Genomic DNA, 244 nt, shown 5'->3' with positions numbered 1-244 from the left:
CCCCCCCGACCGGTCCTCGCCGAGCGCGGCCTGGACGGCGCCGTGCAGGCCCTCGCGCTGGACCTGCCGCTGCCCGTACGGGTCGACGTCGACCTGCCCGCCCGGCCGCAGGCGCCGGTCGAGTCGGCCGGCTACTTCGCCGTCGCCGAGGCCCTCACCAACGTGGTCAAGCACAGCGGGGCGGCGTCGGCGTGGGTCCGGCTCGACCATGCCGACGGGCGGCTGCGGCTGGTCGTCGGGGACG

The 244-nt window shown here is 78.3% G+C and carries 1 pseudogene; it reads left to right on the top strand.

Going from position 1 to position 244, the window contains the following annotated elements:
* Positions 1 to 244, top strand: a pseudogene (locus A4V12_RS37360) (sensor histidine kinase); the annotation flags it as partial.

The organism is Streptomyces noursei (assembly GCF_001646665.1).
GTDB classification, from domain to species: Bacteria; Actinomycetota; Actinomycetes; order Streptomycetales; family Streptomycetaceae; genus Streptomyces; species Streptomyces lavendulocolor.
The sequence above is the reverse complement of the archived record's forward strand: the minus strand, read 5'-3'. Positions and strand labels throughout refer to the sequence as shown.